We start from the raw sequence: 25,101 nt of genomic DNA, 5'->3' as shown, positions 1-25,101 counted from the left end.
TTACCCCTCACCCTTCACTACTCACCATTCACCCGCTTAAACCGCGTCTTTACCCGTTTCGCCGGTACGAATACGAATGACCTGCTCAAGCGGCATCACGAAGATTTTACCATCGCCGATTTTACCCGTGTTGGCGACTTGGGTAATCGCATCAATTACCTGCTCAACCATATCGTCATCGACAGCGACTTCCAGTTTCACTTTGGGTAGGAAATCCACCACGTACTCAGCACCACGATAAAGCTCCGTGTGGCCCTTTTGACGACCAAACCCTTTTACTTCTGTGACAGTAATGCCCTGCACGCCGATATCGGAGAGCGATTCGCGTACGTCATCAAGCTTGAACGGCTTGATAATGGCTGAGATCAATTTCATTGCGACATCCTCTAGCTTGGTGGCCATTGTATTGTCTATTGGGTGCGGCGAAAGCCAGCCACCTCTGGTGCTAAGCATACACCGCTACAGGCGGAGAATAAAAAGGCCTTCCTCGAAAGGAAGGCCATCACGCGCATGTCAGCTCACTGGGTGTGCATTATGCTTATTTCTTAACGCTAAACTCAGGGTAGGCTTCAAGACCGCATTCCGCGATATCCACACCTTCATACTCTTCTTCTTCACTAACCCGGATGCCCATGATGGCTTTCAGCACCAGCCAAACCACCAGGCTTGCCAGGAACACCCAACCGAAGATACCTGCAATACCCATCATTTGAGCACTAAAGGACGCGCCATCGTTAGTGATAGGCACCGCCAACACGCCCCAGATACCCGCCACGCCGTGAACGGAAATAGCACCGACCGGATCATCCAGTTTGAGCTTATCAAGCGACACTATCGCTACTACCACGATGAAACCGCCAATAGCCCCGATAATGGTGGCACCTAATGCCGTTGGTGAGAGCGGGTCAGCGGTAATCGCCACCAGGCCTGCCAGCGCACCGTTAAGCGCCATGGTAAGGTCCGCTTTACGGAACCACAGTTTGGCCAGGACCAGCGCGGCGATCACACCGCCAGCAGCGGCCGCATTGGTATTGGCAAACACTTGGGCGACGTTGTTGGCCGACTCGATATCCGAGACTTTTAGCTCAGAGCCTCCGTTGAAGCCGAACCAACCCATCCACAAAATAAACGTACCCAGCGTTGCCAGCGGCATGTTGGCACCTGGAATGGCATGGATAGCGCCATCTTTACCGTACTTGTCCTTACGCGGGCCAAGAATCAGCACGCCTGCCAGAGCAGCGGCAGCGCCGGCCATGTGGACGATACCCGAACCGGCATAATCCGAGTAACCCACGCTGCTCAGCCATCCGCCACCCCAGGTCCAGTAGCCAGAAACCGGATAGATAAAGGCGGTCATGACCACAGCGAAGGCCAAAAATGCCCATAGCTTCATGCGCTCAGCGACCGCACCGGAGACAATCGACATAGCAGTAGCCACAAAGACAACCTGGAAGAAGTAATCAGCGCGCATGGAGTAGTAGGGCGCATCCTCGCCACCCGCCAGCACCGAATCTACGCTGTTCTCAGTGCCCAGCAGAAAGCCCAGGCTTGGCAAGAAGCCGCCTTCGCCGCTGGAGTACATGAGGTGGTACCCCACCAGCAGATACATGGTGCAGGCAATCGCAAACAGCGCGATGTTTTTAGTCAGGATTTCGGCAGTATTTTTAGCGCGCACCATGCCCGCTTCAAGCATGGAGAAGCCCGCGGCCATCCACATGACCAATACACCGCAAATCAAGAAGTAAAACGTGTCGAGCGCGTAGCTCAGATCAGCCAGTTCGTTCATTTGTTAGTTCCCCGTTGAACTACGAAGTATCCCGGTAAGCCCCTGTTTAAACGGCATCAGCGCCGCGTTCACCGGTACGAATTCGGATGACATCTTCGAGCGGCGTGACGAATACTTTGCCATCGCCGATTTTTCCGCTGTTGGCGGCATTGCAAATGGCATCAATCACGCTTTCCAGCCGCGCATCGTCAACCGCCACTTCTACTTTTACCTTGGGCAGAAAATCGACCACGTACTCAGCACCACGGTAGAGCTCGGTATGCCCTTTCTGACGCCCAAAACCTTTTACCTCTGTCACGGTAATGCCCTGCACGCCGTTGTCGGCCAGTGCTTCGCGAACGTCGTCAAGTTTGAATGGCTTGATGATGGCGGTAATGAGTTTCATCCCGTATCTCCCCTGCTGGATAAGTCCTGCTGAATGGGTAGCGGCGTTGCCGCTGAAAATGGCGATGCTCTACTAATGCGCATACCGTGCCACTAGCTAATTTTTTATTAATTTTTAGCGACTTAATAAAAAACAAGGCGCTTTTACACAAACGTTGAGATCAGGAAAGGCGTAGGGCCCAACCGATTGCACCAAAAAAGAACCGGCGCGAACGATTAACGCACTATTACTGGGCGACGAGATAAACAGATAAATGCGCCAATGCCACATGCAATACATGCGTACTGGCGGCGGGTTGCGTATCCTTAAAATAGTGCCCACTTTTAAAGCATCACTATTTAAGGAGAGAACCATGACGCCCCAGGACCGTATTAGCCGTTTGGCACAACAGATTGGCGACCGCTTACAAAATGCGTCACAAGCGCCCGAAGATATTCAGAAAGGCGTTCAACAGGTGGTTCGTGGTGCCTTTGATCGCTTGGAGCTCGTATCGCGGGAAGACTTCGATATCCTGATGGATGTTCTGCAGCGCACGCGCTCGCGGGTAGAAGCCCTGGAGAGGCAAGTAGCGCAGCTGGAAGCCACGATGGAAGCGAGTCAGCCTGAGAAGCACCTGCCAGTCGCCACTAAGGCCGCTGAAAGTGCTCATTCCCACGCCGATATGGATGCTCCCGCAGCCCCAAAACCGGCTACCAGCAGCACACTGAATGACGATAAGAAAAGCGATACGTAAGCACAGCACTGGTAACGCCTGCCGCCACCACAATGAGAACATCTATCATTGCGTTTTAATCTAACGATGATAGGATCACGATGATTCACGCGTTCTCTGGATAACCCACGAACCGCACCTCGTTTCAAGCGTCGCTCTTTTGGGCGGCGTTTTCTCGCTGGGTTGATCACTGGATGACCAAGCAGCAGGGTCCCTATTGATGCCAACCTTTACGTCGTTAACACCATCGACACTTAGCCAACTGGGCCAAACGTTCGGCATTGACTACCTGTATGCCGGGGAGGGAATTGACGACCCGATTGCCCAGGGCAGCGTAAGTGATTTACCGCTCTCTTCTGCGCTGCATCTCACCCTGTCCGACCTTGATGTTCATCAACGCTATGTCTCCCGCTCTACGCAGACAGTGCCCTGGTTTCTAAGTGTTGTTTTGGAAGGCTGGATTGACATCGCCCAAGGCCAGAAGCGGCTGACCATAGGCGCGGGGCAGGGGTTCTGCGCGCACTTTACCCCGCAGGCGCCGTTGATCGTTGAACAACCGGCACAGCCACGGCTGCGTACCCTCAATATTGCGGTACTGGCCACTATTCCCAATGCGTTACCTAGCGCTCAAGCGCCTCAGCTGCATGCTTGGGCGCCACCTTCCACACTCTTTGCTCAGCTACGCGCTAGCTGCGAAGCGCCACTGGATGACTGGCGGCATTCATTAGTTTGGCAGGGGCTTGCCCTCCAGCTTCTTGGGCACGGCTTACCCACGCCGCCTACCAGGGAGAGTAAATCTACACGGGGCATCAAGGCCCGCGAACGCGAGCAGCTTGCTCAATTGCATGCCGAGCTGCGCAATAACCCAATGACCGATTACTGCCTGAGCGGTCTGGCTCGTCGTGCGGCGATGAGTCCCAGCAGCTTGCGGCAGAAATTTAGTACACTTTACGGCTGCTCAATTTTTGATCACTTACGCCACTGTCGGCTTCAACAAGCCTATAGCCACTTGGAAAAAGGCTATAGTGTTCAACAGACAGCGCATGCCTGTGGCTATCGCCATGCCACCAATTTTACGACGGCCTTCAAACGCCGCTTCGGTATTGCACCAACAGAAGTGATCAGCAGGGCCAGAACACAATAAGCGCATCATTAATACTGACATTACGCATAGCTGATTTGGCATATTGCATAGCTCAACACCCCATTAAAAAGCAATAATTCTCATTACTATAAACGGTAGAGAATTATTGTCATGCTTATGCTCCCGCACCGCTTGTCCTATCGCCACCTTGCGCTATCCATTGCCTTGGCAGGCGGCTCGGTATCTGTCGCCTATGCCCAAACATCACCGGATGTAGCTCGTCAGCTAACGACGGTCACGGTCACTGCTCAGCAGGCTGCCACCAAGGTAGAAACGCCATTTATCGAGACGCCGCAAAGTGTGTCAACCATTACCCAGGAGCAGATGGAAGAGCGTGGCGTAACGACCGTCCAGCGCGCAACCAACTACACGCCAGGCGTTTACTCCAATCAGGTGGGCGCTTCAAACCGCTTCGACTATTTAGTGTTGCGCGGTTTTTCCGATGGCAGCTTAAGCAACACGTTTCTGGATGGCCTGAAAGTGATGGGCGATGCCAACTCCCACAGTTCGATGCGTATCGACCCTTGGTTTTTGGAAAGCATCGAAGTCGTTCGCGGGCCTGCCTCCGTGCTCTATGGCCGCGCCTCTCCGGGTGGCATGGTAGCGCTGAACAGCAAGCGTCCTGAGTTTGAGCAAGGCGGCGAGCTGCGCTTGCAAGTGGGCAACAATAACCAGCGTAGCGCCGCGTTCGACCTAACCGGGCCGATTGACGAGCAGCAGCGCATAGCATTTCGCTTAACGGGTATCGCCAGCGGTGCAGACACCCAGTTCGGGCCCGCCGAAGAGCAGCGCTTTGCCATTGCCCCACGCCTGACATGGGACATGACCGACGACACCAGCCTGACGGTTGAAGCCTACCTGCAGGATGAACCGAAAGGCGGTTATCACTCCGGCGTACCTTATGAAGGTGCCGTAATACCCCGCAACGGGCGTAAAATCAGCAATAATTTCTTTGACGGCGAAGAAGATTACGACGCCTACGAGCGCACCCAGCGTATGTTCGGCTACTCGCTTGAGCACCGCTTTAATGACCGGGTCACTGGCCGTCAGATGCTGCGTTACCTGAATTCGGACGTAGTACTTAATCAGGTATATGGCTTTGGCTGGACATCGCCCGCTTCCAATGAATTAACCCGCTATTACTCCGGCAGCGACGAGTCCCTTGAAGCATGGACCATCGATAATCAGCTTGAAGCTCGATTTGATAACGGTGCTATGGCGCATACACTGCTCTTTGGCGTGGACTATCAGCAGCGCGAAAACAACGTGTCATGGCCTTCCGGTGCCTTCCAGCCCATTAACGCCTTTGAGCCGGTTTATGGCAGTGATCCCGTCGCATTTTATGCCCCTACTCGGGAACAACATAACATTGAACAGACCGGTGTTTATCTACAGGATCAAATTGCGCTCAACAACTGGCGCTTCACGCTGGGCGGACGCTATGACTGGGTAAGCATTGATAACACGAACAAGGATACCGACGATTCAAGCTCGCTAAACGATACTCAACTTAGCGGCCGTGCGGGCGTGGTGTATCTATTCGATAACGGCGTAGCGCCTTACTTGAGTTACTCCACCGCGTTTACTCCCACAAGCTTTGTGGATGAAAGCGGCGATTTGCTCTCGCCCATGGAAGGCGAGCAGTGGGAAACCGGGGTGAAGTATCAACCCAGCGGTAGCGCCAACCAGTACAGCGCGGCCATTTTCCATATCAGCCAGGAAAACGTAGCCACCAAAGAGCAGCCCTCTGACCCTTACCGCGCCGTGGGCGAAATTGAATCCCAAGGACTTGAGTTGGAGGCCCAGACCCAGCTGACCGAAACGCTCTCGCTTCAAGCAGGCTATAGCTTTACCGATATTACCTACGCTAAAAGTGACGACGGAAACCAGGGCAACAATGCGATTTACTCGCCTCGGCACCAGCTACAGGCATGGGGACATTATGAAGCGAACAGCGGCTGGCTAAATGGCGTGGATGTAGGCGTTGGTGTGAGGCATTACGCGGATATCGCCGCAGACCGCGCAAACACTGAAACCGTACCCGACTACACGCTGGTCGATGCCACCATCGGCTACGACCTTAGCCATGTGGGCGTTAACGGCGTTGAAACCCGCCTTAACGTCAACAACGTACTGGATAAATCCTACGTAGCGTCATGCAACTCGCTGGATTACTGCTACTTTGGCGCTGAGCGCGGGATTACAGCAAGCGTTCACTACCGTTTCTAAACACGTTTTATGAAAGCCGCTGAGCCCCGGTGCCCTGTTCAGCCAACACGGCGCCGGGGTTCAGCAAAGTAGATTCTTTTTTTGACAATGTAAAATGATCGTTTTACATTGAATGCATGGACATTAAAACGAAGCTTATCTCCGCCGCAGAATCCCTTTTCGACCGGCACGGTTTTACCGCCACCGGGATGGACCGGCTTACTCAGGCTGCTGGCATGTCGAGCAGAACGCTCTATAAACACGCGGGCAGTAAGCATTCACTCATCGCCAAGGTGCTTTCGGAGCGAGACAAGCGGTTCTTACGGCGATTGGATGTGAGCAGTGTTGATGCACTGTTCAAAGCGCTGGAAGACTGGGTGCGGGTAGAAGGTTGCCGAGGATGCCTGTTTCTACGCGCTTATGGAGAAACTGGTGGCGATGTGCCAGAAATCGCCGAGGCCATAGCCGTTCACAAGGCCAGGGCCTGGAATAAAATTCAAGAAATCATCGCGCTCGAAACCAACGGGCGTGGCGATGAGCAGCTAGCCGAGCAAATTCTGATTCTATTCGAAGGCGCAACGGCGACCGCCATCTATCGCGGCGCGGACGCCGTTGCCACCGCCCGTCATTGTGCAGTTCGTCTTGTTAAACAGGCGCCATCATGAGCCCTAGCATAACGCTCGGCGCCGTGGGATTTGGGCTCATTGCCATCTGCTACGGCTTTGCCCGCTTTGCTTTTGGGCTGTTTCTTCCTCAAATCGATGCAGATCTCTCTTTATCCTCAACCATGAGCGGGGTGATATCGGGCGGCTCTTTTCTAGGCTATTGCGCGGCGATCATTGTCTCTGCCCACCTGACCGAACGGCTGGGACCCCGCGCAGTGGCAACCGGCGCAGCGCTGGTGGCGGCAATCGGCATGGTAGGTATTGCAGCGGCGCCCTCATCGCTATGGCTGGCAGGCGCTGTGATGCTGGCAGGCTCCAGCACAGGCCTTGCTTCGCCGCCCATGGCCGCCGCAGTGGCTGCGGCGGTCAAGCCGGCCCGGCAGAGTGCCACCAACACGCTCATCAACGCCGGAACCGGCGCAGGTGTAGTGCTTTCAGGGCCAGCGGCGTTGTTGATGGGTGGCCAGTGGCGAATCGCTTTTTTGATCTTTGCCGCGACTGCGCTGTGCATGGCGATAGCGGTAATCATCAGCGTACCGGGTAATACTCAGGCAGCAGGAAGCCGCGTAAAAGGTTTACCGCCGTTCAACAAGACCCTTAAACGATTGATTATCGCGTCTTTTCTGATGGGCGCCTCAAGCACTGCCCTGTGGTCTTTTGGCAGCCAGCTGGTCACGCTACGCTTGGATTGGGGCCATACTGGCGCAGGCCTTCTATGGATTGCCATTGGCGCGGCAGGCATGGCAGGCGCAGGGGCCGGGGCACTCGTTACCCGGTTTGGAATTAACCGGACACACTGGCTGTTTCTAGGTGCGCTGGCAAGCGGCATTTTACTGGTGGGTTTTGAAGGTACCACTCCCGCGCTGACGCTACTCGGTGGTGCGCTGTTCGGCATGGCCTACATCATGCTTACCGGTGTCTATCTGGTGTGGGGCGTCTCGGCACTGCCTAGCCGCCCCGCGACGGGCCTGACAATAGGCTTTTTAACCATCGCTATCGGCCAAACCGCAGGCGCGCCCCTTTTCGGAATGATCATGGGCCAATTGACGCCCACTTACGCCGTCACTGCCTTCGCCTGCCTTGCCTTTACCGCCGGATTGGCGAGAGCAGGCAACGCAGCGAATACAAAATCTACGGCTTCTGCCCTTCCAAATGCTTGAACGTATGGCGTTGCAAGCAAGAAGGATTATCGTTTAAATACAGCTCTTCTTTCAAAATGGCTCTTCCTCATGCGCCGTACTGTGACGCTTTTTTTCGCCCGAGCCGCGCTTCTGCTCACCAGCCTGCTAGCGTTTACCAGCGCCCATGCCCAGTTTGCCACGGTGGACTGGACCATTGCCGAGACCTTGGTGGCTATCGACGCGCCGATCAGCGGCGTTGCCCAACAGAAGGACTACTACGACTGGGTCGGCGAGCCGCGACTTCCAGAAGGTGTAACCGACCTTGGGCTGCGCACCCAGCCCAATTTTGAATTGTTGGCCCAGCTGGCTCCCGAGCAGATATTGATCTCGCCGATGTTTGCTGCACTCACGCCTCGCTTGGAGCGCATCGCACCGGTAACCTCCATTCCGCTTTACTCCCCCGGTGCCGATACCTGGCAGGAAATCCAGGCATTAACGCGCCAACTGGGTGAGCTCACCGAGCGACAACCCCAGGCAGAACAATTAATTGCCGACACACAGACGCTAATGGCATCACTACGTGAAGCGCAACCTGACACCGCACCGCTATTGATGGTGCAGTTTATGGATGCACGCCATGTGCGGATCTTCGGGGATAACAGCCTTTACAATGCGGTGCTTGAGCAGCTTGGCCTGGACAATGCCTGGGACCAACCCACCAACGCTTGGGGGTTCGCCTTAGCAGGTATCGAAGTGCTTGCCCGCTATTCAGAAGCGACGCTGGTAATTGTTGACCCGGTGCCCATGGGCGTAGAAGAAGAGCTGGCAGAAAGTGGCCTGTGGCAACAGCTGCCCATTGTGCAAAACGGCAACTTTTTGCGCCTGCCCCCCGTATGGAGCTTTGGAGCGCTACCTTCCGCCCAACGCTTTGCCCGTGTGTTGTCTACCGCTTTGGAGGACTTTTCCCGCCACAACCAGCCCACCCGTTAGAAGTGGTGTCCGCACATCGCACCATCTCCCCGCTATGCACATCACGCCTAAAGCCCTGTCTGCTATCAAAGTTTTCTTAGTTACGGTAAGTTAACTATTTTGATCAAGTAGAATTAGGAAATAAGCGAGGAAGTGGAATGACCTTAGCCATTGTGGCCACGCGTGCGGGCGTGGGCCTGGATGCACCAGCCGTCCATGTAGAAGTACATCTTGCCAACGGCTTACCGGGGCTTACGCTGGTAGGGTTACCCGAAACGGCGGTCAAGGAAAGCCGTGAACGTGTACGCAGCGCATTGGTTAATGCCGGGTTTGATTTCCCTAACACCCGGCGCATTACGCTCAACCTGGCGCCTGCGGACCTTCCCAAGGAGGGCGGCCGGTTCGATTTGCCCATCGCACTCGGCATTCTTGCGGCCTCAGGTCAGATTCCAGTAGACGCGCTAGAAGGCATGGAGTGCGCGGGCGAATTAGCGCTGGACGGCAAGCTGCGCGCCGTACCCGGCATGCTTCCTTTCGCGCTGGCAGCGCGCCGGGCCGGGAACGCCCTGATTATCCCTCGCGCCTGCGCCGACGAGGCCGCACTAGCCGGTGACTTACCGGTATTGCCAGCGGATACGCTTTGGCAGGTCGTTGCTCACCTACTCGGGCAGGAGAAAATCCCGCCCCACCGCCTGCCCGCATCAATAAAAACCACCACGCCAATGGCCGATTTAGCCGATGTACGCGGCCAGCAACAGGCGCGTCGCGCGCTGGAAGTGGCCGCTGCGGGAGGCCACAATTTACTGTTCGCAGGCCCGCCTGGCACGGGTAAAACCATGCTGGCCAGCCGCCTGCCGGGCATTCTACCGCCGCTTTCAGAAGAAGACGCCTTGGCGGTCGCCGCCGTGCGCTCGGTATGTGGGCTGTCGCTGGATGCCGACTGGGGCAAGCGCCCATTTCGCCAACCGCATCATAGCGCCAGCGCCGCCGCGCTGGTGGGCGGTGGATCAAAACCCAAACCAGGAGAAATCTCGCTTGCCCATCACGGTGTGCTGTTTTTAGACGAACTGCCGGAGTTTTCCCGCAACGTGTTAGAAGTTCTGCGCCAGCCACTGGAAACGGGCGAAATACATCTGGCCCGGGCCAGCCACGAACGCCGATACCCGGCTCAGTTTCAATTGGTAGCCGCTATGAATCCTTGCCCTTGTGGGCATTTGGGCGACCCTCGCCAGCGCTGTCAATGCACCGCCAGCCAGATTCAGCGCTACCAGGCGCGGCTTTCCGGCCCGCTGTTGGATCGCATTGATCTACAGGTAGAAGTTCCTGCGCTTCCGCCCGAACAGTTGACCGCTCAAACTCAGGGCGAATCATCAGAAGCAGTGCGCGAGCGCGTTATGGCCGCAAGAGAGCGTCAAATGGCGCGCGGCGCACTCAATAGCCAGTTAAGCGGTAAAGCCCTGGAAGCCGCCTGCGCACTTGACGATGAAGAGCGCGCCTGGCTTGCCAGCGTGCTGGAAAAACTCAAACTTTCTGCTCGCGCCTATCACCGCGTGCTGCGCGTAGCGCTGACGCTGGCTGATTTACAGGGCGAGCCCAAGCCCTCCCAGGCACATCTGATCGAGGCCATCGGCTATCGGCAGCTGGATCGGATGCTAGGGAAAGGCTGAAGGCGCATGAAGAAAGGCCTGCCATCAACTCTCGTGGCGGCCGCTCATCACCCACGCCGTCCATGACCCATCGAACAGCGCAAGGTGCTCGTACCCGGCCAACTCCGCGGCCACCCATACAATGCAGGCCGTGATGCCAGAGCCACAGCTGAAGGTCAGATGGTCCGAAGGGTAAAGCTCTTTGCTGCGCATGAGCTCTGAAATCTCCTCCCGGCTCTTGAAGTGTCCGTTTTCCAAGAGCTCGGTAAACGGCAGATTAAAAGAAAACGGGATATGCCCACTGGGAAATTCCGGACGGGGCTCGGGGCCCGCCCCGGAAAAGCGCTCGGCACTTCGGGCATCCACCAGCTTAAAGCGCTGCTGCGGAATATTGTCGTAGACCTCGCCCACACTGACCACGCTCTCGTTGGCCTGGAGCGCAGGGCGGGAGGACAGCGGCGCTGCCACGGAATAACCATGCTGCACCGGCAGCGATAGCGAATGCCAGTGCGGCAGCCCCCCATCCAGCAGTTTTACATGCTTGAAGCCCGCTTGAGTGAGCAGCCAATAGCCGCGCGGGGAGGAGTAAACACCCCGATTATCATAAATCACGATCTCATCATCAGGGGCCAAGCCGAGGCCTTGGCACGCCGCTTCCAGTGCCTCTTTCGAGGGCAGCGTATGCGGAAACACTGCCTTCCGGTCGGAAAAGACCTGCTCGATATCAAACTCGATTGAACCGGGTATTTTTCGATCATCTTCCGGCACATGAGCCGCAATGGGGCTATTGGGCAGCGACGCATCCAGCACCTTGGGTGGAACGTCACTCGCCAAGCGGTCCAACAGGTCATTGGCACTAATCAGAATATCTGACATGCGTAAAACTTCCTTGAGACAGTTGGGTAGGCTATTGAAGGGTGCTTAGTTGAAAAGGCTTATTTAAGCTAAAAAAACCTAATCGCTCGTACACGCCAGAATATCCACCAGCCGCTGACAAAGGGCATCGAGCTTTTTACTATGGGTTTCTTCGATAAACGCGCCCGTTTCATCAAAAGCTGTGTGCGCTTTGGAGAGCGACATCGGCTGCGGCAGTACGATCAAGCCTAGATTGGCGAGCAACTGTTGGGCCAGCGGCATCGCACGAATGCCACCTAACCCACCAGGCGAGGCCGACACCAGCGCAGCCCACTTGCCTGAATAAAGTGCCAGGCCCGGCGTGTCTTCATAAGGGCGAGACAGCCAGTCCAGCGTGTTCTTCAAAAGCGGGGTGATAAAGCCGTTATATTCCGGTGAGGCGATAAACAGCGCTTGGTGATCAGCAAGCAGTTCGCGCAGTTTCAGCACGTTCTCCGGAACGCCTTGGGTTTCAATATCTTCATCAAACAGAGGGCACGGGTACTCTTTCAAATCCACAAACGTGGCCACTCCGCCCAATGCCTCAAGGCGCTTGGCAACCAGCCGCGCCAACTGTTTATTGTGTGAATCCTGGCGACTGCTTCCAGCAAATACTAATACCTTGGGTACTGCGCTCATTCGATTGGGCTCCTTAATAACAGGCTATTTAGGGTTCGACAGGCTCATGCGGCCCGTCAGGCATCTGGTCAATAAACGTGTTGATAGCGCTAAACAAGGTCTCGCGAATCGGCTCTGCTTCGTTAACTAAATGGTGACGTGCTTCCGGATGGTAGTGAATCTCGGCGGCGGTAAATTTTTGTGCTAGAACGGCCAGGTTCCACTGCCAATCAACCGTTAAATCCTGCTCACCCTGCAAAATCAACGTTGGCACGTCGACAGGCTCAAGCGCGAGCAGACGTGGCATCCAGCGCCGCATGGCGCTTACCCACGCCACACTTAAGCGTTCGGGCTGCAGTGGGTCCTGATCACGCAGAAATTCGGTAAACGCTTCGTCGGTTGAGTTGGGCCGAAATTTGCGCGGAATATCCTTCAAGAACGGACTGGCGATAAGGTGCATCCAACTCGCCTGAGTCCACCGCCAAGGGCGTACCAACGGCGCGAGCAGCACCAGGCCATCCCAACCGGCCTCTTCGCGGCGGGTGAGTGCGTCGGTTGCGAGAATCGCACCTCCGGTACTCTGCCCAACACCCAACCACGGCCTGGGGGCTATGCCTAACGTTATCAGGGTGTTTTGCATGTAGGTGAGACAGTGCTGGTAGTCGTCAAAATCTTCAATTTCTGCGCGCGGGCCGCTCGAAAGCCCATGACCCGGCAGGTCCCATAGCACTACCCGCCAGCCCTTGGCCAACAAGTGCGTTAACAGGTGACGATAAAGGCCTAAATGGTCAAAGTAGCCGTGCACCACAAAGGCTGTGCCCAATGGATTGGGTGGGCTCCATACCTGGCACCACAAGGCAAAGCGGCCGGTATCGATAAAGCCTGCATGCACCTCATCGGTGCTTTCAAAGAGTGCTTCCAGACCATAATGCAGAAAATAGCCCTTCACGACGTCCCACAGCGCTTCACCCGGCACTAATCGGGAAAAGGCTGATTCGCCTGCCGTTTGCCGAAACAAACCTTCCAGCTGTTGGAAATCCTGCATCCAAACCTCTCTATGAGCGCCCTGCTTTCTTATCATTTGGTCGAGCATTGTGCCGCTTTAACGTCTACGCTGTTTACATGCCCACACAGTTGTGGAAGTATTTTCCATAAATGTGTTTTGCTCTTATTTTACACTGGCCGTGGCCATCCATCACCCACGGGCACCTTCACAGGAGAAACCCCATGAGCGAGCGTATCACGCGCCACCGTTTGCAGGTGGCCGCCGAGCTGGACCGCTTTATTAACGAGCAGGCACTACCTGGCACGGGTGTTGATGAAAGCGCCTTCTGGGCCGGTGTCGATGCCCTGTTCCATGATCTGACCCCAAAAAATAAACAATTGCTAGCAGAGCGTGATGCGCTGCAAGAAAAAATTGATGCATGGCATCGTGAGAACCCCGGCCCCGTTAGCGACATGCCAGCCTACCGGGCCTTTTTGAAAGAGATCGGCTACCTGGCCGACCTTCCTTCCAACGTAAAGGCGACCACCGCCAATGTCGACCGCGAAGTTGCCATACAGGCAGGTCCACAGTTGGTGGTGCCGGTAAGTAACGCCCGCTACGCCCTGAATGCGGCGAATGCGCGCTGGGGCAGTCTTTATGACGCGCTCTATGGCACCGACGCTATTTCCGAGGAAGACGGCGCGGAAAAAGGCACAAGCTTTAACCCCAAGCGCGGCGCTAAAGTCATTGCCTATGCGCGAGGCGTTCTGGACCGTGCGGCGCCCTTGGCCACCGGCTCTCACCGCGACGCGGTTAACTACACAATTCGTGACGGCCATTTGGTCGTTACGCTGGAAGGCGGCCGGGAAACTGGGCTAAAAGATTCCGGCAAGCTAATTGGCTTTACTGGCGAAACGTCCGCTCCTGAGACGATTCTGCTAGCCAATAATGGCCTGCACCTGGAAATCCAGATCGATGCCAGCCACGCCATTGGCAAAACCGACCCAGCGGGCGTAAAAGATGTGGTCGTTGAAGCCGCACTCACCACCATTATGGATTGCGAAGACTCCGTGGCCGCCGTGGATGCCGAAGACAAGGTAGGCGTTTATAGCAACTGGCTCGGCCTGATGAAGGGCGATCTGGAAGAGAACATCGACAAGGGCGGTAAAACCTTCACCCGTAAGCTGCACGCTGACCGCACCTGGAACACCACCGAAGGCGGCAAGGTGACCCTACCCGGCCGTTCGCTGATGTTTGTGCGTAACGTGGGCCACTTGATGACCACGCCAGCGATTCTGGATGAGGAGGGCAACGAGCTTCCAGAAGGTATTCTTGATGCTGTGGTGACCTCATTGCTGGCACTGCACGATCTTAAAAAAGATGCCGACCAGCCACGCAACTCGCGTACCGGCTCGGTGTATATCGTCAAGCCGAAGATGCACGGCCCTGCAGAGGCTGCGTTTGCCAACGAGCTGTTTGGCCGCGTAGAAGATATCCTTGGCATGAGCCGCGACACTCTAAAGATGGGCATCATGGACGAAGAGCGCCGCACCACGGTCAACCTCAAGGCGTGTATTGCCGAGGCCTCTTCACGCGTGGCGTTCATCAACACCGGCTTCCTGGACCGCACCGGCGATGAGATGCACACCGCCATGGAAGCAGGCCCCATGGTCCGCAAGGGCGACATGAAGTCCGCCGCATGGATTACCGCCTACGAGAAGAGCAACGTGCAGGTAGGCCTTGCCTGCGGTCTACGCGGTCGCGCCCAGATCGGTAAAGGCATGTGGGCCATGCCCGATTTAATGCACAACATGCTGGAACAGAAAATCGGCCATCCAAAAGCCGGCGCCAACACCGCTTGGGTACCTTCACCCACGGCCGCTACCCTACATGCGTTGCACTATCACCAGGTGAATGTCACCGACGTTCAGCGCGAGTTTGAAGCGCTGGGCGAGCCCGACTTCCTGGATGATTTGCTCAGCGTCCCGGTGGCGGAAAACCCTAACTGGTCAGATAACGAGATTCAGCAGGAGCTGGATAACAACTGCCAAGGCATTTTGGGTTACGTGGTACGCTGGGTAGAGCACGGCGTGGGCTGCTCCAAAGTGCCGGATATTCACGATGTAGGCCTGATGGAAGACCGCGCCACGCTGCGTATTTCTAGCCAGCACATCGCCAACTGGCTGCATCACGGCATTGTGGACTCACCTCGGGTTGAAGAAACCCTCAAGCGCATGGCCAAAGTGGTCGATGAGCAAAACGCAGGCGACCCCACTTACACCGCCATGAGCAGTCACTTTGAGGACTCCACCGCGTTCAAGGCCGCCTCTGACCTGATCTTCAAAGGCCGCGTACAGCCGTCGGGCTACACCGAGCCGCTGCTTCACGAGTGGCGCCAGGTGCATAAATCGAAGTAAATTCGTTTTATGGTACAACTAGCCCTAAGGCATATGCCTTGGGGCTTTTTTTATGAAGGACAACAACAATGACCATCATGACTGTCGAACAGATCGAGCACTTTTTAGATGAAGTGTTCCCCCAGCGAATGGGCAGAATTGAGAGCGTGGGCGAGATGTGTGCCACGATGCGCTTAACGGTAGGTTATGAGCATCTACGCCCTGGCCCCCGAGTAAGCGGCCCTACGATGATGGGCTTTGCCGATGTGGCGCTGTACGTGGCGATTCTGGCCCAAATCGGCCCTGAACCCATGGCAGTCACCAGTGATTTCAACTGCCATTTCCTGCGCGCCGCTTCAGGCGAGCATGACATTATCGCTCACGCCAGGCTGATCAAGCTGGGCCGCCGTTTAGCGGTGGGTGAAGTGCAGATATTCTCCGCGGCCGATGAACGTCGCCCAGTTGTGCACGCCACCGCAAGCTATGCCTTGCCCGCTACGTAGCAGCCGACAAACGGGGTAAGCAGTGATCGTAGAGAATGGCTTGCAAAAAAACGCCCCGGGCCCTGGCTATCAAGTAGCCTGGGGCCGGGGCGTTTAGCGGCCAGGTAGCTTAGTAAGCGGCTTCTGGCTCGTAGTACTCTTCTACATTGTCGAGGGTGATCAGGTCAGCGTTAAGGATGAGCCTTGAAGGCACGCCGTGGTACATATCGCCCAGATGCTCGCCTTTAACGCCGTGTACCGCTAGCGCCATGGCAGAAGCAATCATGTTCGGCGGATAGGTAACGGTGCCTTTAACCATCGGGTGCTCATCACGGATCATTTCGATCACGCGTTGAGAGCCGCCACCGCCCACAATCAGCTGGATATCGTCGCGGTTGTTTTCATCCACCGCCTGAAGGGCCGAGATCAATACGTCATCGTCACCCGCCCAAATGGCATCCACTTCCGGGTTACTGCCCAGCAGGTCTTCCGTTACGCTAAGTGCCTGCTGTGGGTTCCAGTTGGTCGTTTGGGAGGCCAGGATATTGATATCGGGATAGTTTTCCATCACCCGATTAAAGGCATCGACACGCTGACTGTTGATGGGAATAGGCGGGCCTTCCAGCACCAAAATATTGCCCTCGCCGCCCAACTCTTCAGCGATATAACGCGCGGCGTGCTCGCCTAAGCCTGGGTTATCGCCCGCAATAAAGACGTTTTGCGCAGGCGTTTCAAGCTCGCGGTCCACCACAACGGTATAGATGCCTTCATCGTAAGCTTCGGAAATAACTGCCTGAAGCGTTGCCGGGTCGTGTGGAAGAATGACTAACGCATCCAGGTTGCGGATCATCAGATCTTCCACGTTAGAGACCTGGGCCGTGCCGGAATTGGCGGAAAGCACGGTAAAGCTCACATCCGGATACTGCTCACTCAGGTCGTCGGCAGCTTGCTGTGCCCACCATAAAAGGCCTGCGGTCCAGCCATGGTCAGCGGACGGCACGGTGACGCCAATATGGTAGTCGTCGGCCAGCGCCAGGCTGGACGTACTCGCTATGGCCGTTGCCAGCGCGGCAGTCTTGAAAAGGCGTGATAGTGTCATTGTTATTGCTCCCTTTCTAACGTACATCGTGGATGGACGAGCCAACCCCGTCCAGTGTGATCGTCGGCCCTGTTTGGGCATAGCGACCGAAAAGACTGTTTTTAACGTCCGTTTTTACAAGTCAGGTACGCTTGTACTGCAGCAGCACCGCCAGCAAAATGACGCCGCCCTTGACCAGTCCCTGTAAATAAGGGGAAACGCCCGTCAGGTTAAGCATGTTGTTGATAATGCCCAGAATCAGCGCGCCGATGACCGTGCCCCATATCGAGCCGCGCCCACCGGAAAGCGCCGTGCCTCCTATGACGACGGCGGCAATAGCATCCAACTCATAAAAGTAGCCCGCATCACTCGGGCTTACCGAGTTGAGCCGCGAGGTCAGCATGATGGCTGAAAGCCCCACGCAAATGCCCGCAATCACAAAGGTGGAGAGCACAATGCGCTCAACCCGAATGCCCGAATAGCGTGCTACCTGAGGATTAGCGCCCACCGCGCACACATGCCGCCCGTAAGGGGTATGAAACAGCAGCACATGCGCGATGATCGCCAGGCCAAAGAACACGATCACCGGCACCGGAATGCCCAGCAAAAAGCCGCCGCCCACGCTTGAGAATAGCGGATTGGGGGTAGAAACCACCGCCGCATCGGTGAAGTAGAGCGCCAGCGAGCGAAAAATCGACATACTGGCAAGCGTTACCACAAAGGCCGCTATGCGCCCTCGGGTGACTAACAAACCGTTGAATAGCCCTAACAGCCCGCCCACTGCGATAGCGGCCAACAGGCCAAGAAGCACCGCCTGAATAGGGTCACTAATGCTATTGACGATATACAGGATAACCACACCCACCAGCGCCACCATCGACCCCACCGACAGATCGATCCCGCCGGCGATAATCACAAAGGTCATGCCGATAGCGATAATGCCGGTATAGGAGACCTGGCGCATTACGTTGGAAATATTGCGCGTATTAAGAAAATATTCGCTGGCAATCGATGACACCACGAACAGCAAAATCAGCGCCACCAGCGGGGCTAGAATCGTCGCGTTAAGGGGCAACCTGCGCAGGCCTTGGCGTGCAACGCTCCCCATTGACTTGGTATTAGGCGATTGAGCCATCGTAATTCCCCACTGGTTCAAGGTTGGCGTGCTGTCGTGCGCCAGCGGCATACAGCATTATTTGTTCTTCGTTGATATCGTCACCGCTAAGCTCAACGGCTATTTTCCCCTCTCGAATCACTAACACCCGATCCGCAATACCAATGACCTCTTCAAGCTCGGAGGAGATCACGATAACGGCTTTATTTTGTTCGGTAAGGTCGCGAATCAATCGATAAATCTGCTGTTTGGCGCTTATGTCGATGCCGCGGGTGGGCTCATCGAGAATCAGGATATCGGGCTCAATATCGAGTAATTTTGAGAAGTAAACCTTCTGCTGGTTGCCACCGCTCAACAGACTCACCGGCGCCGCCAGGTTGGATGCCTTGATGGCCAAGCGCTGCTGATAATGTTCGGCCTGACGTCGTTCAGCGCGGTGCTTGATAAACCCGCGAACATAGCGTTTCAGGCTAAGGGCGGTAATGTTCTGCATGACGTTAAACGAGAGAATCAGCCCCTTGCCCTGGCGGTCTTCCGACAGATACGCCAAGCCGTGGGCGTGGGCTTCGTTGGGCGATCGAAGATCTACAAGCTCGCCATCGATAAATATCTCGCCCTGCTCTTTGCGGTGCAACCCCATGATGGTTTCAGCAATTTCGGTGCGCCCCGCGCCCACCAGCCCGGCCAGCCCCAGCACTTCGCCACGGCGTACCTTTAGGTTGATGTCCTTGAGTTTGCCTTTAAGGCTTAAACCCCGCACCCGCAGCGCAGGCGGCGTGTTATCAGCACGTTGCGCGAGCTTCTCAGGGTAAATTTGTGACAGCTCACGCCCGACCATTTTGCGCGCCATGTCCTCTTCATTAAGCGTCGCGGTCTCGCACAGTTCTACTTGCTGGCCGTCGCGTAAAATCAGCAGCCGGTCACAAAGGTCTTTGACCTCTTTTAGCTTGTGAGAAATAAACAGAATCGTGACGCCCTTGGCGACCAGCGCGCGCACTACCCTGAACAACACCGCAACTTCACGGTCGGTCAGTACCGTAGTGGGCTCATCCAGAATCAGCAGTCGCGCGTCGTTAACCAGCACCCTGGCCACTTCAACCATCTGCTTTTGGGCAACGCTTAGCCGCTCGATGGAAAGTTCAGGGTCTAGGTCCACTTCAAGCGAGCTGAGCAGTTGCTGGGTGCGTTTACGCATGCCTGCGTGGTCAAGAAAACCATGACGGCGTACTTCCTGGCCCAAAAAGACATTTTCGTAAACGCGCAGCGTGGGGATTAAATTGAATTCCTGGGGAATCATCGCCACGCCGTGAGAACGCGCCGTAATCGGGTCCAATGCGCTGAATATCTGGCCATTCAGGTAAATCGCACCCACCGTTGGCGTGTAAATACCGCTGATGATCTTTAACAGCGTGGATTTTCCGGCGCCATTTTCCCCCAGAATACCCAGCACTTCGCCCGGCATAACGGAAAGGGAAATATCATTCAGTACTTGAACGGGGCCGAACGCTTTACCGATCCCTTCAAGCTTTAAAATAGGCTCACTCATGGGGCGCCCCCAGAAGCGCCTGACGCTTTACTCAGATGCAGCGGCGTCCAGCTACCCTCCGCCTCGTGTGAGGTAATCGCGGCGGCAATAAAGCGCATGCCATCCACACCGTCTTCAATGCCGGGCAACCAAGACGGATACTCGCCTGACGTGTGCCCATCGGCCAGCGCCTGATACAGGTTGGCAAAGGCTTCAATGTAGCCTTCCGGATGCCCGCCCGGCACGCGAACGCCCTGGCCAATGTCTGCACTTAGCCAATCATCGCGCCGTGTTAAGCGCTGGCTTGGCCCATTAAGCGGTTTCAGCCACAGCTCGTTGGGCTGCTCTTGGGCCCACTGCAAGCTGGCTTTCTCACCGATGATGCGAATGGTTAGCGCGTTTTCATAACCAGCGGCCGTCTGGCTTGCCCAGAGCATACCTCGTGCCCCGCCATTGAAGCGCAGCAACGCCTGAACGTTATCATCTAGCGCCCGCCCCGGCACCGCGGTCACCAACTCAGCGCTGACCTCGCTGACGCGCTGGCCACTAATAAACTGGGCCAACTGAAACGCATGCACGCCGATATCCCCCAGGCAGCCCGCCGCACCCGCCTGAGCGGGGTCCAACCGCCAGGCGGCCTGTCGGTTATCGGCTTCGGGGGGGTCGCTTAACCACTCTTGAATATACTCGACCTGCACATGGCGAAGCTGCCCCAGCGCGCCTTCGGCAATCAGTTCACGGGCATGCTGAACCAGTGGGTAACCCGCATAGTTGTGCATTAATACAAAGTGGCGAGCGCTTTTCTCAGCCGCCTGAGCCAGCTGTTCAGCTTCCTCAACGCTGAGCGTCATGGGTTTTTCGCACACCACGTGAAAGCCCGCTTCCAGGCTTGCCAGCGCCGCCGGGTAATGCAGGTGGTTAGGCGTCACGATTGCCACAACCTGCGCGCCATCTTCACGAGCGGCTTCGCCTGCCAACAGCGCTGCGTAGTCGGCATAGCAGCGCTGCTCATCAATACCTAACTCGTCGGCGGTCGCCAGGTTGCGCTCGGCCCGAGATGAAAAAGCCCCGGCCACCAGCTCAAAACGGTCATCCAGGCGCGCCGCCATGCGGTGTACACTGCCAATAAAAGCGCCTTGACCGCCGCCTACCATGGCGAGCCGAAGCCTTCGTGGCATGTTGTTGGTTGTTGTCATTATCTAACCCCTGAGCGTAGTTTAGCCTAGTCCCAGCAGCGTGCGATTGGCCTGGCGATCCGTTCCAGCATCGGCAAAATCATCAAACGCGCGGTCGGTCACCTGAATGATGTGCTCGTTCACGAACGTGACGCCTTCCGCCGCGCCCTGCTCAGGATGTTTGAGCGCGCACTCCCACTCGATGACTGCCCAGCCATCAAAATCGTACTGGGCCAGTTTCGAGAACACCGCTTTGAAATCCACCTGCCCGTCGCCCAGGGAGCGAAAGCGGCCTGCCCGCTCGACCCAGGAGGTGTAGCCGCCGTAAACGCCCTGCTGGGCGGTAGGATGAAACTCGGCATCCTTGACATGAAACATGCGGATATACGGGTGATAGCGGTCAAGAAAGGCAAGGTGATCAAGCTGTTGAAGCACCAAATGCGAAGGGTCATACAGCATGCAGCAGCGCGGGTGATGGTCCACAGCGGCTAAAAAACGCTCGAAGGTCGCGCCATCGTGCAGGTCTTCACCGGGATGAATCTCAAAACATAAGTCCACACCGGCGGCATCGAAAGCGTCCAGAATGGGCCGCCAGCGCTTGGCTAGCTCGGCAAACCCGTCTTCAACCAATCCAGCGGGGCGCTGCGGCCAGGGGTAAAGAAACGGCCAAAGCAGCGAGCCGGAGAACGTGGCGTGGGCCTTCAAACCCAGATTGGCGCTGGCCTGCGCAGCAAGCTTTAGCTGCTCGACGGCCCAGGCTTGCCGCGCGACCGGATCGCCGTGCAGTTCAGGCGGGGCGAAGCCATCAAACAGGCTGTCATAAACCGGATGCACGGCCACCAATTGGCCCTGCAAATGCGTCGAAAGCTCGCAAATTTCCAAGTCATATTGCGCTAAAGTCGCCTGCACTTCCTGGCAATACACCTGGCTTTCTGCCGCTCGTTCAAGATCAAAAAACCGCTTATCCAGCGTGGGCATTTGAATCGCTTTAAAGCCCAGTTCCGATGCCCAGCGAGCAATATTCTCCAGGCTATCAAAAGGCGGTTGATCACCAATGTACTGGGCTAGAAAGAGCGCGGGCCCTTTAAGGGTCTTCATCATCGACCTCATTTGTTTTGTTGTTTTAGCGTCAGCAACCAGTCTGAAAGACGCAATGTAATGGATTACATTTCAGCAGAGCAACGTACATCGGTCAAGCGCGTAAAAAAGGAAATATAAAATGGATAACGCACTGCTTCAAAAGGGCTTTAAATCTTAAACCTCTCGGTAAGCACTTATAATTTAGACTAAAGAATAAATAAAAAAAGGGAATAAATAGTCACATAATTAACGCGCTAATAGTAAAGGTGCGTTTAAATGTTGTGGTTAGCACTGCTAGAATTTGGATGTAAACATTTACATTTTAGCTAGTAGGGCGCCAAAATTGTCTTTAACCGCCCGCTTTCAGGCGCGTTTTTTTCAGGATTATCGTTCAATGCTTAACACCCCGGTAACGAGCAAACAGCCGCATAGCGTGCCGACGATTAAAGACGTGGCGAAAGCGGCGGGCTGTTCGACAGCCACCGTATCACGCGCCTTGGCAACGCCTGAAAAAGTCAGCGATGCCACCCGAAAGCGGGTGAACCAGGCAATTGCTCAGGTGGGTTATTCGCCCAACATTGCCGCACGCAACTTGCGCCGAGCGGAGTCCAAAACCATCGTGGCGCTCTTGCCGGATATTTCGAATCCGTTCTTCTCCGAAATTATTAGCGGCATGGAAGATGTTGCCCATCAGGCGGGCTACCAGATACTGATTGGTGACTGCGAACACGACCCGGCGCGCGCAGAGGCCTATTTTCGGCTACTTTCGACCAATCAGGCCGATGGTATCGTGCTGATGACCTCAGAGATCCCCAAAGCGCTGGTCAAGCAGGCGGATGGTCAGGCGAGCTTTCCGCTGGTCATGGCCTGTGAGTTTTTTAGCGATATCGACCTGCCGTTAATTGCCGTCGATAACCATCAGGCCAGCTGCCAGGCGATTGATTATCTGGTGTCGCTCGGCCATCGACGTATTGCCACACTTTCTGGCCCGGCGAACAACCCTATTTGCCAGGAACGAAACCGCGGCTATCGCGATACGCTTGCGGCCCATCAGTTGAGCAATGAAGCGCGTATTGCAGAGGGTAACTTTGGATTTCGCTCTGGGTATCAGCAGGGGCTAGCACTACTGGAGGGGAAAGCGCCCCGGCCTACCGCGATTTTTTGTCATAGTGACGAGATGGCGGTTGGCGTGCTGAAAGCCGCCCGCCAGTTGGGCATAAGGGTGCCCGACCAGCTGTCGGTCGTCGGCTTTGATAATATTGGCTTGAGCGAGTACTGCGACCCGGAGCTGACGACCATTAGCCAGCCGCGTAACGAAATCGGTCAGCAGGCCATGCAGCTTCTGCTTCACCTGCTGCGTGGCGAGCAGGCCATTCGGCATCAGACGCTAAGCAGCCACCTGATCGTGCGTAAAAGCACCGGGCGGCTAAAAGGTCAGCCGTAAAAAGGCCCGGTGTTAGTTGTCTGCAAATACCCAGCTCGACGAGCTCGCGGATCTACGGGGGCTTCTTGGTTAAGGGCTTCTGATCACCGCCACAGCCAGCATCAGCCACCCGGCAATCAGTAAAACGCCACCAATAGGCGTCACGATACCTGCATTCAAACCGGCCATTGCCATGGCATAAAGCGAGCCGGAGAAAGCCACCATGCCCAACCCCCACAGCGCAACTGGCCACTGCCAGCCCTTGAAACCAAGCACGCGCTGACCGACCAGTACCGCCATTACCGCTAGCGTGTGCCAAGCCTGGTAGCGCACGCCAGTTTCGGCCGCGTGCACCAACTCCGCCGAAACGCGCGCAGTCAGACCATGAGCAGCATACGCGCCCACCATGACCGTGATAGCTCCGGAGAGCGCTACCAGGCACCAAATGATTCGTTCGCTACGTTGCATTGCTGCTCCTTTCAAGATGTTAACGCGTCACGATAAGCAAGCATGCGACTCGGCATACCTTGCGCCGCAGGAAACCGCTACAATAGAGGCACTTTTTGGTATTTCGCTAGGGTTAGCCCTAACTCTTATAGACCCTATGCCTCGATAGACGAGACGCCCTTATGCACATTCAACTCAATGGCGAGCCTTACGCGCTGGAAGCGGGCCTGACGGCTGCGGATCTAATCGATCAATTGGCGCTTACGGGTCGGCGGGTCGCGGTAGAGATCAACGAAGAGATTGTGCCACGCAGCCAGCTAGCTATCACTCCCTTGGCCGAGGATGACCAGGTCGAAGTGGTGCACGCCATTGGCGGTGGCTAGCCCGCAGCTCGCATGCCTCTTTTACTGGCTACGCCCTATTTCATGCGCTTTATCCAGGATTCGCTATGACACTTCAAAACGATGCGCCGTTTACTATCGCCGGACGTAATTTTAGCTCTCGCCTGCTGGTGGGTACCGGCAAATATAAAGACTTCGACGAGACCGGCGCGGCGATTGCCGAAAGTGGCGCCGAGATTGTCACCTTTGCCGTACGTCGTACCAATCTGGGCCAGGAAGCCGGGCCCAACCTGCTCGACGTGATTTCGCCGTCGCGCTATACCCTGCTACCCAACACGGCAGGCTGCTATACCGCCAAAGACGCCGTACGCACCTGTCGCCTGGCCCGCGAACTGCTTGACGGACACAAGCTGGTCAAGCTGGAAGTGCTGGGCGATGAGACCACGCTCTACCCCAACGTCGTCGAAACTCTGAAAGCCGCTGAGACGCTGTTGGCCGATGGCTTTGACGTCATGGTGTACACCAGCGACGACCCCATTGTGGCACGCGAGCTTGAAGCCATGGGTTGCTGCGCCATCATGCCGCTGGGCTCGCTGATTGGTTCAGGCCACGGCATTCAGAACCCGCACAACGTACGCCTGATTGTGGAACAAAGCAGCGTACCGGTGCTGGTGGATGCCGGCATCGGCACGGCATCTGACGCGGCCATGGCTATGGAGCTGGGTTGCGATGGCGTGCTTTTGAATACCGCCATCGCCCACGCTCGTGAACCGCTGCGCATGGCGCGCGCCATGAAGAGCGCCGTAGAAGCCGGGCGCGATGCTTTCCTGGCCGGGCGCATGCCGCGCCGCCAAACGGCAGACCCTTCATCACCTTTTGCTGGTCGCATTAACGGTTAAGAGATTTT

Annotated in this window: 24 protein-coding genes; 12 read left to right on the top strand and 12 right to left on the bottom strand. The window is 56.1% G+C overall.

Going from position 1 to position 25,101, the window contains the following annotated elements; all coding sequences use genetic code 11:
* Positions 1–36: 36 nt before the first annotated feature.
* From glnK to CZ787_RS14750, 3 genes are all read right to left on the bottom strand, one after another.
* On the bottom strand, positions 37–375 hold the full coding sequence (gene glnK / locus CZ787_RS14760; protein ID WP_027337179.1) for a P-II family nitrogen regulator: 339 nt from the start codon (positions 373–375) through the stop codon (positions 37–39).
* Positions 376–538: 163 nt separating this feature from the next.
* Entirely contained in the window at positions 539–1,786 is a 1,248-nt protein-coding gene (locus CZ787_RS14755; protein ID WP_087110556.1) for an ammonium transporter, read from the bottom strand.
* 46 nt (positions 1,787–1,832) lie between these two features.
* Positions 1,833–2,171, bottom strand: a complete 339-nt coding sequence (locus tag CZ787_RS14750; protein ID WP_018916845.1) for a P-II family nitrogen regulator — start codon at positions 2,169–2,171, stop codon at positions 1,833–1,835.
* A 352-nt stretch (positions 2,172–2,523) separates the two neighbouring features.
* Between CZ787_RS14750 and CZ787_RS19135 the strand changes: the two genes are divergently transcribed.
* The 7 genes from CZ787_RS19135 (at position 2,524) to CZ787_RS14715 (ending at position 10,657) form a co-directional block, all read left to right on the top strand.
* On the top strand, positions 2,524–2,904 hold the full coding sequence (locus CZ787_RS19135; RefSeq protein WP_087110553.1) for an accessory factor UbiK family protein: 381 nt from the start codon (positions 2,524–2,526) through the stop codon (positions 2,902–2,904).
* Between the two features lie 199 nt (positions 2,905–3,103).
* Positions 3,104–4,027, top strand: coding sequence for a helix-turn-helix transcriptional regulator (locus CZ787_RS14740; RefSeq protein WP_087110549.1), 924 nt, complete (start codon positions 3,104–3,106; stop codon positions 4,025–4,027).
* A gap of 111 nt (positions 4,028–4,138) precedes the next feature.
* Entirely contained in the window at positions 4,139–6,256 is a 2,118-nt protein-coding gene (locus CZ787_RS14735) for a TonB-dependent siderophore receptor (RefSeq protein WP_087110547.1), read from the top strand.
* Between the two features lie 116 nt (positions 6,257–6,372).
* Complete coding sequence (locus CZ787_RS14730) at positions 6,373–6,900, top strand: TetR/AcrR family transcriptional regulator (RefSeq protein WP_087110545.1); 528 nt, start codon at positions 6,373–6,375, stop codon at positions 6,898–6,900.
* Positions 6,897–8,060: an MFS transporter gene (locus tag CZ787_RS14725; protein WP_087110543.1), complete on the top strand. Its 1,164-nt coding sequence runs from the start codon at positions 6,897–6,899 to the stop codon at positions 8,058–8,060. Before CZ787_RS14730 ends, CZ787_RS14725 begins: the two co-directional genes overlap by 4 nt.
* Before the next feature lie 69 nt (positions 8,061–8,129).
* Positions 8,130–9,011, top strand: coding sequence for an ABC transporter substrate-binding protein (locus CZ787_RS14720; RefSeq protein WP_087110541.1), 882 nt, complete (start codon positions 8,130–8,132; stop codon positions 9,009–9,011).
* A 137-nt stretch (positions 9,012–9,148) separates the two neighbouring features.
* Positions 9,149–10,657, top strand: a complete 1,509-nt coding sequence (locus CZ787_RS14715; protein ID WP_087110539.1) for a YifB family Mg chelatase-like AAA ATPase — start codon at positions 9,149–9,151, stop codon at positions 10,655–10,657.
* Positions 10,658–10,681: 24 nt separating this feature from the next.
* On the opposite strand, the gene CZ787_RS14710 is transcribed toward CZ787_RS14715, so the two are convergent.
* From CZ787_RS14710 to CZ787_RS14700, 3 genes are all read right to left on the bottom strand, one after another.
* Complete coding sequence (locus CZ787_RS14710) at positions 10,682–11,512, bottom strand: sulfurtransferase (RefSeq protein ID WP_087110538.1); 831 nt, start codon at positions 11,510–11,512, stop codon at positions 10,682–10,684.
* A gap of 78 nt (positions 11,513–11,590) precedes the next feature.
* Positions 11,591–12,169 (bottom strand): NADPH-dependent FMN reductase, encoded by a 579-nt coding sequence (locus tag CZ787_RS14705; protein ID WP_087110536.1) that lies wholly within the window; start codon positions 12,167–12,169, stop codon positions 11,591–11,593.
* A gap of 28 nt (positions 12,170–12,197) precedes the next feature.
* Positions 12,198–13,193 (bottom strand): alpha/beta hydrolase, encoded by a 996-nt coding sequence (locus CZ787_RS14700; RefSeq protein WP_087110534.1) that lies wholly within the window; start codon positions 13,191–13,193, stop codon positions 12,198–12,200.
* A 182-nt stretch (positions 13,194–13,375) separates the two neighbouring features.
* On the opposite strand from CZ787_RS14700, the gene CZ787_RS14695 reads away from it, so the two are divergent.
* Both CZ787_RS14695 and CZ787_RS14690 read left to right on the top strand, forming a co-directional pair.
* Positions 13,376–15,550, top strand: a complete 2,175-nt coding sequence (locus tag CZ787_RS14695) for a malate synthase G (protein WP_087110532.1) — start codon at positions 13,376–13,378, stop codon at positions 15,548–15,550.
* A 68-nt stretch (positions 15,551–15,618) separates the two neighbouring features.
* The gene (locus tag CZ787_RS14690; protein ID WP_087110530.1) at positions 15,619–16,032 is read left to right on the top strand and encodes a PaaI family thioesterase; all 414 of its coding nucleotides are present in this window, start codon (positions 15,619–15,621) and stop codon (positions 16,030–16,032) included.
* 109 nt (positions 16,033–16,141) lie between these two features.
* On the opposite strand, the gene CZ787_RS14685 is transcribed toward CZ787_RS14690, so the two are convergent.
* From CZ787_RS14685 to CZ787_RS14665, 5 genes are all read right to left on the bottom strand, one after another.
* Entirely contained in the window at positions 16,142–17,110 is a 969-nt protein-coding gene (locus CZ787_RS14685) for a substrate-binding domain-containing protein (protein WP_087110528.1), read from the bottom strand.
* Positions 17,111–17,231: 121 nt separating this feature from the next.
* Positions 17,232–18,224 carry an ABC transporter permease gene (locus CZ787_RS14680; protein ID WP_087110526.1) on the bottom strand — a complete coding sequence of 331 codons (993 nt, stop codon included), beginning with the start codon at positions 18,222–18,224 and terminating at the stop codon, positions 17,232–17,234.
* A complete protein-coding gene (locus CZ787_RS14675; RefSeq protein ID WP_087110524.1) occupies positions 18,208–19,749 on the bottom strand; it encodes a sugar ABC transporter ATP-binding protein in 1,542 nt (513 codons plus the stop codon). Before CZ787_RS14675 ends, CZ787_RS14680 begins: the two co-directional genes overlap by 17 nt.
* A complete protein-coding gene (locus tag CZ787_RS14670) occupies positions 19,746–20,924 on the bottom strand; it encodes a Gfo/Idh/MocA family protein (protein ID WP_087110522.1) in 1,179 nt (392 codons plus the stop codon). Before CZ787_RS14670 ends, CZ787_RS14675 begins: the two co-directional genes overlap by 4 nt.
* Positions 20,925–20,945: 21 nt before the next feature.
* Entirely contained in the window at positions 20,946–22,001 is a 1,056-nt protein-coding gene (locus tag CZ787_RS14665; protein WP_087110519.1) for a sugar phosphate isomerase/epimerase family protein, read from the bottom strand.
* Positions 22,002–22,326: 325 nt separating this feature from the next.
* Between CZ787_RS14665 and CZ787_RS14660 the strand changes: the two genes are divergently transcribed.
* Positions 22,327–23,427 (top strand): LacI family DNA-binding transcriptional regulator, encoded by a 1,101-nt coding sequence (locus CZ787_RS14660; RefSeq protein WP_217883882.1) that lies wholly within the window; start codon positions 22,327–22,329, stop codon positions 23,425–23,427.
* Positions 23,428–23,496: 69 nt separating this feature from the next.
* On the opposite strand, the gene CZ787_RS14655 is transcribed toward CZ787_RS14660, so the two are convergent.
* A complete protein-coding gene (locus CZ787_RS14655; RefSeq protein ID WP_087110517.1) occupies positions 23,497–23,874 on the bottom strand; it encodes a DUF423 domain-containing protein in 378 nt (125 codons plus the stop codon).
* Between the two features lie 161 nt (positions 23,875–24,035).
* Between CZ787_RS14655 and thiS the strand changes: the two genes are divergently transcribed.
* Both thiS and CZ787_RS14645 read left to right on the top strand, forming a co-directional pair.
* The gene (thiS, locus tag CZ787_RS14650; RefSeq protein WP_087110515.1) at positions 24,036–24,236 is read left to right on the top strand and encodes a sulfur carrier protein ThiS; all 201 of its coding nucleotides are present in this window, start codon (positions 24,036–24,038) and stop codon (positions 24,234–24,236) included.
* A 65-nt stretch (positions 24,237–24,301) separates the two neighbouring features.
* Positions 24,302–25,093 carry a thiazole synthase gene (locus tag CZ787_RS14645; RefSeq protein WP_087110513.1) on the top strand — a complete coding sequence of 264 codons (792 nt, stop codon included), beginning with the start codon at positions 24,302–24,304 and terminating at the stop codon, positions 25,091–25,093.
* The last annotated feature ends 8 nt before the right edge of the window (positions 25,094–25,101 follow it).

This window comes from Halomonas citrativorans, assembly GCF_900163645.1.
Taxonomy (GTDB): domain Bacteria; phylum Pseudomonadota; class Gammaproteobacteria; order Pseudomonadales; family Halomonadaceae; genus Vreelandella; species Vreelandella citrativorans.
Note: the sequence above shows the minus strand (reverse complement) of the source record. Positions and strands in the feature narration are given on the sequence as shown.

What these genes read in the sequence shown, in the direction of transcription:
- glnK (WP_027337179.1), bottom strand. Translation starts at nt 375, where the DNA reads ATGAAATTGATCTCAGCCATTATCAAGCCGTTCAAGCTTGATGACGTA.
- CZ787_RS14755 (WP_087110556.1), bottom strand. Translation starts at nt 1,786, where the DNA reads ATGAACGAACTGGCTGATCTGAGCTACGCGCTCGACACGTTTTACTTC.
- CZ787_RS14750 (WP_018916845.1), bottom strand. Translation starts at nt 2,171, where the DNA reads ATGAAACTCATTACCGCCATCATCAAGCCATTCAAACTTGACGACGTT.
- CZ787_RS19135 (WP_087110553.1), top strand. Translation starts at nt 2,524, where the DNA reads ATGACGCCCCAGGACCGTATTAGCCGTTTGGCACAACAGATTGGCGAC.
- CZ787_RS14740 (WP_087110549.1), top strand. Translation starts at nt 3,104, where the DNA reads ATGCCAACCTTTACGTCGTTAACACCATCGACACTTAGCCAACTGGGC.
- CZ787_RS14735 (WP_087110547.1), top strand. Translation starts at nt 4,139, where the DNA reads ATGCTTATGCTCCCGCACCGCTTGTCCTATCGCCACCTTGCGCTATCC.
- CZ787_RS14730 (WP_087110545.1), top strand. Translation starts at nt 6,373, where the DNA reads ATGGACATTAAAACGAAGCTTATCTCCGCCGCAGAATCCCTTTTCGAC.
- CZ787_RS14725 (WP_087110543.1), top strand. Translation starts at nt 6,897, where the DNA reads ATGAGCCCTAGCATAACGCTCGGCGCCGTGGGATTTGGGCTCATTGCC.
- CZ787_RS14720 (WP_087110541.1), top strand. Translation starts at nt 8,130, where the DNA reads ATGCGCCGTACTGTGACGCTTTTTTTCGCCCGAGCCGCGCTTCTGCTC.
- CZ787_RS14715 (WP_087110539.1), top strand. Translation starts at nt 9,149, where the DNA reads ATGACCTTAGCCATTGTGGCCACGCGTGCGGGCGTGGGCCTGGATGCA.
- CZ787_RS14710 (WP_087110538.1), bottom strand. Translation starts at nt 11,512, where the DNA reads ATGTCAGATATTCTGATTAGTGCCAATGACCTGTTGGACCGCTTGGCG.
- CZ787_RS14705 (WP_087110536.1), bottom strand. Translation starts at nt 12,169, where the DNA reads ATGAGCGCAGTACCCAAGGTATTAGTATTTGCTGGAAGCAGTCGCCAG.
- CZ787_RS14700 (WP_087110534.1), bottom strand. Translation starts at nt 13,193, where the DNA reads ATGCAGGATTTCCAACAGCTGGAAGGTTTGTTTCGGCAAACGGCAGGC.
- CZ787_RS14695 (WP_087110532.1), top strand. Translation starts at nt 13,376, where the DNA reads ATGAGCGAGCGTATCACGCGCCACCGTTTGCAGGTGGCCGCCGAGCTG.
- CZ787_RS14690 (WP_087110530.1), top strand. Translation starts at nt 15,619, where the DNA reads ATGACCATCATGACTGTCGAACAGATCGAGCACTTTTTAGATGAAGTG.
- CZ787_RS14685 (WP_087110528.1), bottom strand. Translation starts at nt 17,110, where the DNA reads ATGACACTATCACGCCTTTTCAAGACTGCCGCGCTGGCAACGGCCATA.
- CZ787_RS14680 (WP_087110526.1), bottom strand. Translation starts at nt 18,224, where the DNA reads ATGGCTCAATCGCCTAATACCAAGTCAATGGGGAGCGTTGCACGCCAA.
- CZ787_RS14675 (WP_087110524.1), bottom strand. Translation starts at nt 19,749, where the DNA reads ATGAGTGAGCCTATTTTAAAGCTTGAAGGGATCGGTAAAGCGTTCGGC.
- CZ787_RS14670 (WP_087110522.1), bottom strand. Translation starts at nt 20,924, where the DNA reads ATGACAACAACCAACAACATGCCACGAAGGCTTCGGCTCGCCATGGTA.
- CZ787_RS14665 (WP_087110519.1), bottom strand. Translation starts at nt 22,001, where the DNA reads ATGAAGACCCTTAAAGGGCCCGCGCTCTTTCTAGCCCAGTACATTGGT.
- CZ787_RS14655 (WP_087110517.1), bottom strand. Translation starts at nt 23,874, where the DNA reads ATGCAACGTAGCGAACGAATCATTTGGTGCCTGGTAGCGCTCTCCGGA.
- thiS (WP_087110515.1), top strand. Translation starts at nt 24,036, where the DNA reads ATGCACATTCAACTCAATGGCGAGCCTTACGCGCTGGAAGCGGGCCTG.
- CZ787_RS14645 (WP_087110513.1), top strand. Translation starts at nt 24,302, where the DNA reads ATGACACTTCAAAACGATGCGCCGTTTACTATCGCCGGACGTAATTTT.